This is a genomic window from Sphingobium indicum BiD32, from assembly GCF_000382885.1.
In the GTDB taxonomy this organism is placed as follows: Bacteria; Pseudomonadota; Alphaproteobacteria; order Sphingomonadales; family Sphingomonadaceae; genus Sphingobium; species Sphingobium japonicum_C.
The window spans coordinates 1-8,561 of sequence record NZ_CAVK010000159.1 but is presented as its reverse complement, the minus strand read 5'-3'; the positions used below and the strand labels follow the sequence as shown (position 1 = coordinate 8,561).

Annotated in this window: 6 protein-coding genes; 5 read left to right on the top strand and 1 reads right to left on the bottom strand. The window is 58.3% G+C overall.

The window, feature by feature from the left end:
• Positions 1-85: 85 nt before the first annotated feature.
• On the top strand, positions 86-628 hold the full coding sequence (locus EBBID32_RS16215) for a polysaccharide biosynthesis/export family protein (protein WP_231382223.1): 543 nt from the start codon (positions 86-88) through the stop codon (positions 626-628).
• Positions 629-1,045: 417 nt separating this feature from the next.
• Entirely contained in the window at positions 1,046-2,323 is a 1,278-nt protein-coding gene (locus EBBID32_RS16210; protein WP_006960803.1) for a sugar transferase, read from the top strand.
• Positions 2,324-2,398: 75 nt separating this feature from the next.
• Here the strand turns inward: EBBID32_RS16210 and EBBID32_RS16205 are convergent, their stop codons facing one another.
• Positions 2,399-3,214 carry a glycosyltransferase family 2 protein gene (locus EBBID32_RS16205; protein WP_006960801.1) on the bottom strand — a complete coding sequence of 272 codons (816 nt, stop codon included), beginning with the start codon at positions 3,212-3,214 and terminating at the stop codon, positions 2,399-2,401.
• A 286-nt stretch (positions 3,215-3,500) separates the two neighbouring features.
• Between EBBID32_RS16205 and EBBID32_RS16200 the strand changes: the two genes are divergently transcribed.
• The 3 genes from EBBID32_RS16200 (at position 3,501) to EBBID32_RS16190 (ending at position 8,105) form a co-directional block, all read left to right on the top strand.
• The gene (locus EBBID32_RS16200; protein ID WP_006960779.1) at positions 3,501-4,853 is read left to right on the top strand and encodes an O-antigen ligase family protein; all 1,353 of its coding nucleotides are present in this window, start codon (positions 3,501-3,503) and stop codon (positions 4,851-4,853) included.
• A 12-nt stretch (positions 4,854-4,865) separates the two neighbouring features.
• Positions 4,866-5,774: a sulfotransferase family protein gene (locus tag EBBID32_RS16195; protein WP_006960777.1), complete on the top strand. Its 909-nt coding sequence runs from the start codon at positions 4,866-4,868 to the stop codon at positions 5,772-5,774.
• A gap of 156 nt (positions 5,775-5,930) precedes the next feature.
• Positions 5,931-8,105, top strand: a complete 2,175-nt coding sequence (locus EBBID32_RS16190) for a GumC family protein (protein WP_006960774.1) — start codon at positions 5,931-5,933, stop codon at positions 8,103-8,105.
• Positions 8,106-8,561: the final 456 nt, after the last annotated feature.

Genomic DNA, 8,561 nt, shown 5'->3' with positions numbered 1-8,561 from the left:
CTCTAAGTTGCCTCGGCGATTCGAGGGCAGATTGTGAAATTGGGGGTTTGGTATGCGCTGTAAAGCCTGGATTGTGGCGACAATCATGATGAGTTCGGTGCTGACGACCGGCTGCACCACCAGTGGCCCGCTGCCTGCGGCGGGGCCTGGATCAGTAGCCGCGACGACGGCTTACCGGATCGGGGCGGGCGACAAGTTCCGCCTGAACGTATTTAACGAACCCGCCTTGTCGGGCCAGGAATATTCGGTGAATACCGAAGGGGAGGCATCGCTCCCCCTCATCGGCCTGGTCAAGGTCGACGGGATGACCCCGCGCGAAGCAGAAGCGGAAATCACGAAGCGCTATGCGGCCGGCTATATCAACAATCCGCGCGTAAATATCGACATCAGCCAGTATCGCCCATTCTATATATTGGGTGAGGTCAAGCAGCCGGGCCAATATCCCTTCGCCACAGGACTTACCGTGCTAAGCGCCGTCGCGATCGCTCAGGGCTATACCTATCGCGCGGACCAGAAGCGGGTTTTCGTGCGCCATGGCGACAAATCGAGCGAGGAATCCGTACCCCTTGCCGCAGACACCCCGGTGCTGCCGGGTGACACGATCCGCATTCCCGAACGCTTCTTCTGACGGACAGAGCTTATGGTCGCTCCGGGCAATTACAGTCCCATGATACGACCATGCGCCTTGGCGGGAAAGACTGGCGGACCCCATGTGCAAATGCACATGGGGTCTTTGCCCGATCGCCTGATGATGAGTATATTATCAAAAAAACGGCCCAAGGCGTGAACGCACCCGACTGGCGCGCGCCTATTGCACGACTGTCCCATTATTGCTTCACGGTTTCAAAATGAAACATTGGACCGCATAAATACGTTGCCTGCCTTAAGGCATCCGGTAATGTTTGGGTATTAAGATGCCCGCGTTGAGCAGGTATAAGGGGTAGCCGTGTATATAGCCGCGGGAACTAGTACTTCGGCTGCGAAGTCCCGTAGGGATGGCAGCCTAATTCGTGTCGGCATCTATGGTCTGCAATGGACGCTGGACGTGCTGATCCTGATCGGCAGTTTCTCTTTTGCCAGCCTGATGCGCTTTGGTCATCTGCCCGTGGGGGAAAGCCGGAACTGGATCATCGTCCTGGCGTCGGTGTTTATGGTCGTCGCCTTTTATGGCCGCCTCTACACGCTCGATTCCATGCAATCGCTGACCACATCGGTCAGGCGCGCGGCTATGGCCATGATGTGGGCCTTGTCGATCGCGGTGCTGGGCTTTTTCGCGTCCAAACATGTCGATTCGATGTCACGGCTGGTGCTGTTCACCGGCACGATCACGGCCTTCACCCTGCTGCTTCTCGTCCGCCTTCCCTTCTTCCTGCTCATCCACCGCATCATTGGCAATCGGCTTCTGCGCAAATTGTTCATCGTTGACGGTGTGGCCCCGCGGGAAATGGAAGGATATGATATCGTCCTTTGCGCCGACCTCGGCCTGAAGCTCGATTTACATGATCCTGCCGTCCTGCACGCACTGAGCAGCATGATCCGCGAATATGATCGTGTTCTTGTCGATTGCCCGGTCCATGAACGGGAAAGCTGGTCCCTTTTCCTGCAGGGCGTGGGGTGCATCGGCAGCCTGCTGATCCCGGAATTGCAACCTGTCATTTCCGACCATGCGAAATTAAGGCTGGAATCGGCGTCGATTCGCGTTTCTACGGGGCCGCTGGATTTGCGAAGCCGTGCATTGAAACGGGTATTCGATCTGTCGGTGACCTGTTCCGTTTGCCTGTTCCTTGCGTCTGTGCTTGTCATCACCGCCATTTGCATCAAACTCGACAGCAAGGGGCCGGTCTTGTTCAAGCAACTGCGCATGGGCAGGGGCAACCGGCTTTTCTATGTATATAAGTTCCGCAGCATGCGGGACGATCTGGCCGATGCCACCGGCAGCAAGTCGGCATCGCGGGACGATAAAAGGATCACGCGCGTCGGGCGGATCATTCGCGCTACGTCCATCGACGAACTGCCACAGCTTTTTAACGTACTACGCGGCGACATGTCGCTGGTGGGGCCAAGGCCACATGCGCTCGGTTCAAAAGCTGGCAATGATCTGTTCTGGAAAGTCGACACGCGTTACTGGCTACGCCATTCAACCAAGCCCGGCATCACTGGACTGGCCCAGATTCGAGGCTTCAGGGGTGCGACCGAAACCCATCGCGATCTGACCGAACGCTTGCGTTATGATCTTGAATATCTACGCAACTGGTCGATTTTTCGGGACATCAGCATCTTGCTCGCGACCTTTGGCGTGGTCATACACAAGAATGCTTACTGACGGTTATCGCTGATCCGGGCGCGGGCATGCCCGCGCCCTGGGAATGACGACGCTGGCAATCACCACTAGAAATGTTCAGTTGCCCCGTCGCCGCACGGCCCATTGCTGTAGCGGGTATTTGGCGAAGTTTCGGGCCAGATCGCGCAATGCAAACAGCCAATCGGTGGCAGGACGATCGCTCAGGAAACGGATCGCTCTCCGCTGCACCTCGAAGGTTGACAGAAAATAGCCCGGCGACCAGGCGAACTTCTGTCCGAGATGATAGCGTTTGGCAATGCGCACCGGCGCGCATCGGGCGAGCCGAAATCCCGCCGCGCCAAGACGAACCCAAAGATCATAATCGAAATGGCTCCGGCGATTAAGGGCATAATTGCCTACCGCCTGCATCGCGTCACGGCGGATGCATGAACCCGAATGGGAAAGCTGGTTCTTGCGGCCCAAGCGTCGTGTCACGTCGGTCAGCACCGTTGCCTGGGGCTGAATATGCGTCCAGTCAGCCGTCTCGCCAGGGCCGATCATCAGCCTTTCAAAACTGATCGCAGCCACGTCCGGCCGGTCGTCCATCGCGGCGCAGGCTGTTTCCAGCCAGGTCGGATGTGCCAGATCATCCGCATCGAGAATGGCCACGAGCGGCGCGCACCCTTGCGCCAGCGCAAAATTCAGCGCCTTGCCGCGTCCCCGATCAGCATTTGTGAACAGGGCAAATCTGCTATCATTGCTGCAAAATGCTTGCGCAATGGCAGCGCTGTCGTCCGTGCTTCCATCGTCCACCAATATGAACCGCGCATCGGCCAGCGTCTGCGACGATAGGGATGCCAGTGTCGGCTCCAGTGTCGCGGCGGCATTAAAAAACGTGCAAAGAAGATCGATGCTGGCCGGCGGCAACGTCATGTGGCGCATATCCTGATATGAAAACGCCATCCTGGTTGGTAGGCGAGACTATGTACCCCACCATACTGCGTCTCGCAAGAAGAGGTGGCATCACCGGCCGCCAGTGACCCGCCCAACAAAGATAGCAGAGATTGACGCGACGGCGAAGGCGCTGCCCCTGTCAGCGGTAACTATAAAAGCGGTAGGCAAATTCCAGCTTAGACAATGGCAGATGGTTTATGCACTGGACAAACCGGGACGCTTCTTGGACAGACGATGCTGTACTGCAACAAGGCGACCAACGCTGATGACGCAAATGCTTTCGGCAAACTCCGCCCACCCGTCCGCCATGGTCGGTAGCGCGCGCGCGCACAGCAATTTGGAACTGCGCTATGCGATCGGAATAGTGGTCTATATCCTGCTCTACCCTGCCCTGCTGTCCGCGCTCGCGGGCAATTGGGCAGGCGCGATCGAACAGCGCGAGGAAGGGTCGGCGATCATCCAGCTGCTCAGCATCGCGGTCTATGGTCCCGCCTTGTTCATCATGGTCGCGCGCTTTGGCGAGGTGATACGCTATCTTCGCCCGGCCTGGCCGCTATTATTGTTGCTGTTATGGGCAGCCGCATCGATCCTGTGGTCTGTAGAGCCCGATGCTGCCCTGCGCCGCTTTTTCGCCCTCATCCTCTTTAGCCAGGCGGTGTTGTTCGTCGCCATGCAGCAGCGGCACGAACAGTGGCTGCCGATCATCGCGAAAATCTGCCTTGTCGTGCTTGTCATTAATATCATTTCGCTCGCCATTCCCGGCGTCGGGCTGAATTTCGTGGGGAAATATGCCGAATCCGGATCAATCCGCGGCATTTATCCAGGGAAAAATTATTTCGGGCCGGTGCTGGCCTTTTCCATGCTGATTTTCGCAACGCAGGCATTTGCGACGCAAGGTGCCGCCCGGCGTCGATGGGCGGCGGTGGTGCTGGTCAGCCTGGTGCTGCTTTTTTTCTCCAACTCTCGCACCACGCTCATCGGCTTTGCTGGCGGGTTCGGCGCCATGTGGCTCACGCGCTTTGTCGTGATACCCGAAGGGTGGCAGCGGCACCTGACCTTGCAATTGCGCGCGGGATTATCGGTCTTTGCCCTGTTCGGCACCATCGTCGTGCTGCCATCGCTGCTGATCGGATTGCTGACCCTGCTGGGGCGCGATCTCACCTTGTCTGGCCGCACACGCCTTTGGGATTATGCCTATGCCATCGGCATCGACCGTCCGATGATGGGTGCCGGATACAAGACCTTCTGGGTGGACAAGCTGACCGCCAATCTGCGCGACTTCCACGCTCATTGGTCGGAAGGTTCAGCGACCATGGCGATGACGGCGAATGGCCATAATGGCTATCTCGACATGTGGCTGGAACTGGGAATCGTGGGCCTGTTCTGCTTCCTGTTCGCGTGGTTCATCTTTCTTGCGCGCAGCCTGCGCAATATTCGGCAGACCCGCGATCCGGCGAACCTGTTCCACGTCGGCATATGGGCTTATTATTCGATATACAGCATCACGGATTCCAACATTCTGACGCATTCGGACCTTAGCTGGTTCTTCGTGACCTATGGCTTCCTGACACTGGGCATTGCTTCCTATCGGTCGCGCGCGCCCCGGCTGCAAAGTTAAGTGGCTTCTCTCATGACCGTTCCCAACCTTATCGTGGCCGGTGCCCAGAAATCAGGCACCACATCATTGTGCGCCGCACTGGAGCAGCATCCCGACTGCTACCTGTCCAACCCCAAAGAGCCGAATTTCTTTTCGCGCGGCATCAATGAACAGCGACTTGCCAGCTTCAGCAACTGTTTCCGGGGTGTTCCCGACGATGCACGGGTCATTGTGGACGGTACGACCACCTATATGGCGGACCCGGCCATAGCAGAGCGGATATACCGCATGTTGGGGCCGGGCACCAAATTCATCTTTGCCCTGCGAAGTCCGCGCAAGCGCGCCTATTCAGGCTTTCTCCACATGCTCAAGCGCGGGCATGAACGCCGTACTGCGCAGGATATATTCCTGTCCCTGCCTGACGATCCCGTGGCTGCGGTTCAGGCCGAACGAGGCAATGTCGATAAGGCTGCGGCTTTGCGCCAGGTTATTGCCAGGCCGTATTTGCGCCAATATGATGATGTCCTGTGGAATTTCCGCTATCTGACCAACAGCCTGTTCGCAGCCCAGATCGAGCCGTACGAACGCCTGTTCGGTCAGGACAATATCCTGATCATATTGTTCGAGGATATGGTGGCCGATTTCATGTCCCAGCGGGCACGTATCGCGGAATTCCTGGACATGCCCGAACAGGGGCTGCCGCGAACTTTGCCGCGCGAAAATCAGACCCGAATGCCCGACACCGGCACATTATGGGGCCGGATCGACGAGCAGGTGCGCCGCATCAAGCGAGGCAATTTCGTTTTCGTGCGCAAGGCCGAAGGCCAGGCACCTTCCCGTGCGCCGTCCGATGTCGGTACCAAGCTGAAGCGCCTGACTGACGATGAAGTCGCGATTTGGGAACAGCGGCTTGGTCGCGATCTGCGGGCGGTCGGCTGGTGACCGGCAAGAGTAAGGTTACCGTTGTTGACTCACTTCTGCCGCGATGCAAGAACCCTGATTCCAAGGGCATCTCCCCCTGTCGAAAAGTAAAACGTTCGCCATGGTGACGATGGGCAAATATCATGTCGGCGCAAAGTCGGCACAAAGGAAGCAACGATGACAACGGCTGAAGGCCAGTACGTAACGCCTGCAGAAGACAGCCCGATTGATCTGCGGACTTTGTGGCTGATCATGCTGCGGCGACGGTTCCCTTTTATCATCGTGGCGGCTGTTGTCCTGGCCATCGGCTTGACCATCGCGCTGATCATCCCCAGCAAATATGTCAGCTCCACCAGCGTGCTGATCGAGCGTCGATCGACGAATGTTGCAGAGGGACAGTCGATCGTATCGGGCTTGCCTGCCGATTCGGCCGCAGTCGACACCGAAGTCCAGGTACTGCGCTCGCCCGACCTTGCACGCCGCGTTGCCGAGCGGCTGCACCTGGATCGTGATCCCGAATTCAACCCCCGGTTGCGCGAACCGGGTTTTGGCGAATGGGTAGGCGGCCTGTTCGGCAAATCGCCAGCCCCTGTCCGGCCGGGGCTGGATGTCGTCACGAACACATTGCTCAATCATATGTCCGTCGGGCGGCAAGGCCTGACTTATGTGATCAACATCAATGTTTCGTCGCGTTCGCCCCAGACCGCAGCCGACATAGCCAACGCAATGGCCCGCGAGTATCTGGAGCAGCAGGCCGAATATAAGCGCTCGATCGCCCAGAAAGCGCAGAGTTTCTATACAGAGCGGATGCGCGCACTCAGCACCGATGTGCAAAGCAATGCGTCCAGTGCGTCCTCCATCCGGGCCCGTACGGGCATCACCAGTGGCTCAAACCCCTCGTCCTATGACGAACAGACGATCGCGGACCTGCGGCGTCAACATTCCGAAGCTTCGGCTAATCTGGCCGCCAAGCAGGCGCGCTACAGCGCCGCCAGCCGTTCCCAGAATAATCCGTCATCGCTGCCCGATGTCCTTGCATCGCAAGTCATCCGTGACCTGCGATCCCAGCGCGCAAAAATCGCGGTCGATGCTTCGCAGGCGACGACCCGTTATGGAAACGACCATCCCGAAGTCGCGCGGACGCGCAACCAGTTGGCCGAAATCGACGGCGAAATCGCGGCTGAAACGCGCCGGATCGTTTCGGGCCTGGCCGCCGAAGTAAGTGCCGCGCAGCAGGAAGTCGGCAGCCTGGGCTCAGCCATTGCCCAGCAGCGCTCCGCCGCGATACGCAATTCCGATGCATCGGTTACCGCCAGGAAATATGACACGGATGCAGATGCATCGCGCGAAGTTTATGAAGACCTTGCCAAGCGTCGCAAGGAAACGGTCGCGACGGACGAGCTCGCAACGCCCGACGCCAGCATCGTTTCGGTCGCTTCAACGCCCAATTCGCCCAGTTCGCCCAACCGGCCCCTGCTGATTCTGCTGACGCTGGCGGCTGCTCTCACCTTCGGCTTGCTGGCTATCATCATTGCGGAACTGCTTGATGTGAAGATCAGCTCTGGCGAGGATGTCAAACGCCATCTGGGGCTCAACCGCATCGCGTCCATCCCTGGAGTCAGCCCGCGCAACTATGACGAGCATCTTGCGCGCCTTGTTTATGAAAAGCCGCAATCGAGCTTTTCCGAAGCGATCCGGGCGCTCAACATGACGCTGCGCGGCGGACATGCCAAGCAGGCCCTGCCAAGCGGGCAGGTGATCGTCATCACCTCCGCCCTGCCGCACGAAGGCAAGACCACCATCGCGACGTCGCTGGCTCTTTCCATAGCCAAGGCAGGCAGTCGCGTCCTGCTGATCGACGCCGATGTGCGCCGGCCCCAGGTAGCCGCATCGCTGGGGATCGCGACGCCCGAACATGGCATAGCCGAAGTGGCCACCGGCAAAACGGATTTGGCGTCGGCTATGGTGTCCACCGGCACACCGCTCGATCTGCTGCTGGTCGCGGTGACGGCGAAGGGCATCGACATTTTCTCAAGAGGTCAGTTTTCAGAACTGCTCGAAAAGGCCCGCAAGCAATATGATGTCATTGTCATCGACACGCCGCCGGTCCTGGCCGTCAGCGATGCAACGGTGATCAGCCGCGAGGCCGATCATGTGGTATTCATTACCAGATGGCGCCGGACATCGCGCTTTGCCGCAAAAGCGGCGGTGGAAGCCCTCAAGGCTGCTGAAGCACCTTTGTCGGGTGTCGTCCTGAACGCCGTCGACCTCAAGAAACAGTCGCTTTATGCGGACAGTGATCCGCTGGCCTTTTACGGATCTTATAAGGCTTATTACGCCAACGAAGAATGATAGGCTGTTGCGCTTTTTACGATTGAGCTAATCCGTTGGCGATGGATGTGGCCTGCGCATCCAGCCAGGCAGATCCATTCTTGGCGGAGGAGCCTGCTGGGCTGCGTTGTCCGATAGACGAGGAGGCAGCCCTTCACCAGCCCGGCAACCGGATCAGGGCGCAGCGTAAGAACATTGGCCCGACGCAGGCGCAACTCACCTTGGCTGCCGATGTGGATCGGTCCTACTTCAGCGCTCTCGAGCGAGGCTAACGGAATATCACTTTCACCGTTCTCTGCCGCTTGTGCATAGCCTTCAATGCGACGTGGTAGCTCTGACAGGTGGAATGCCGACTACCAGCTATGCCGCCTAAATGGGCCAGGAAACTCGTATGCGGGCGGAGAAACTAACTGTTCTCTATTATGCCAAACGTCGGCTTGCACGATATACGGCCAATCTAGAGTTGGATGACATTAT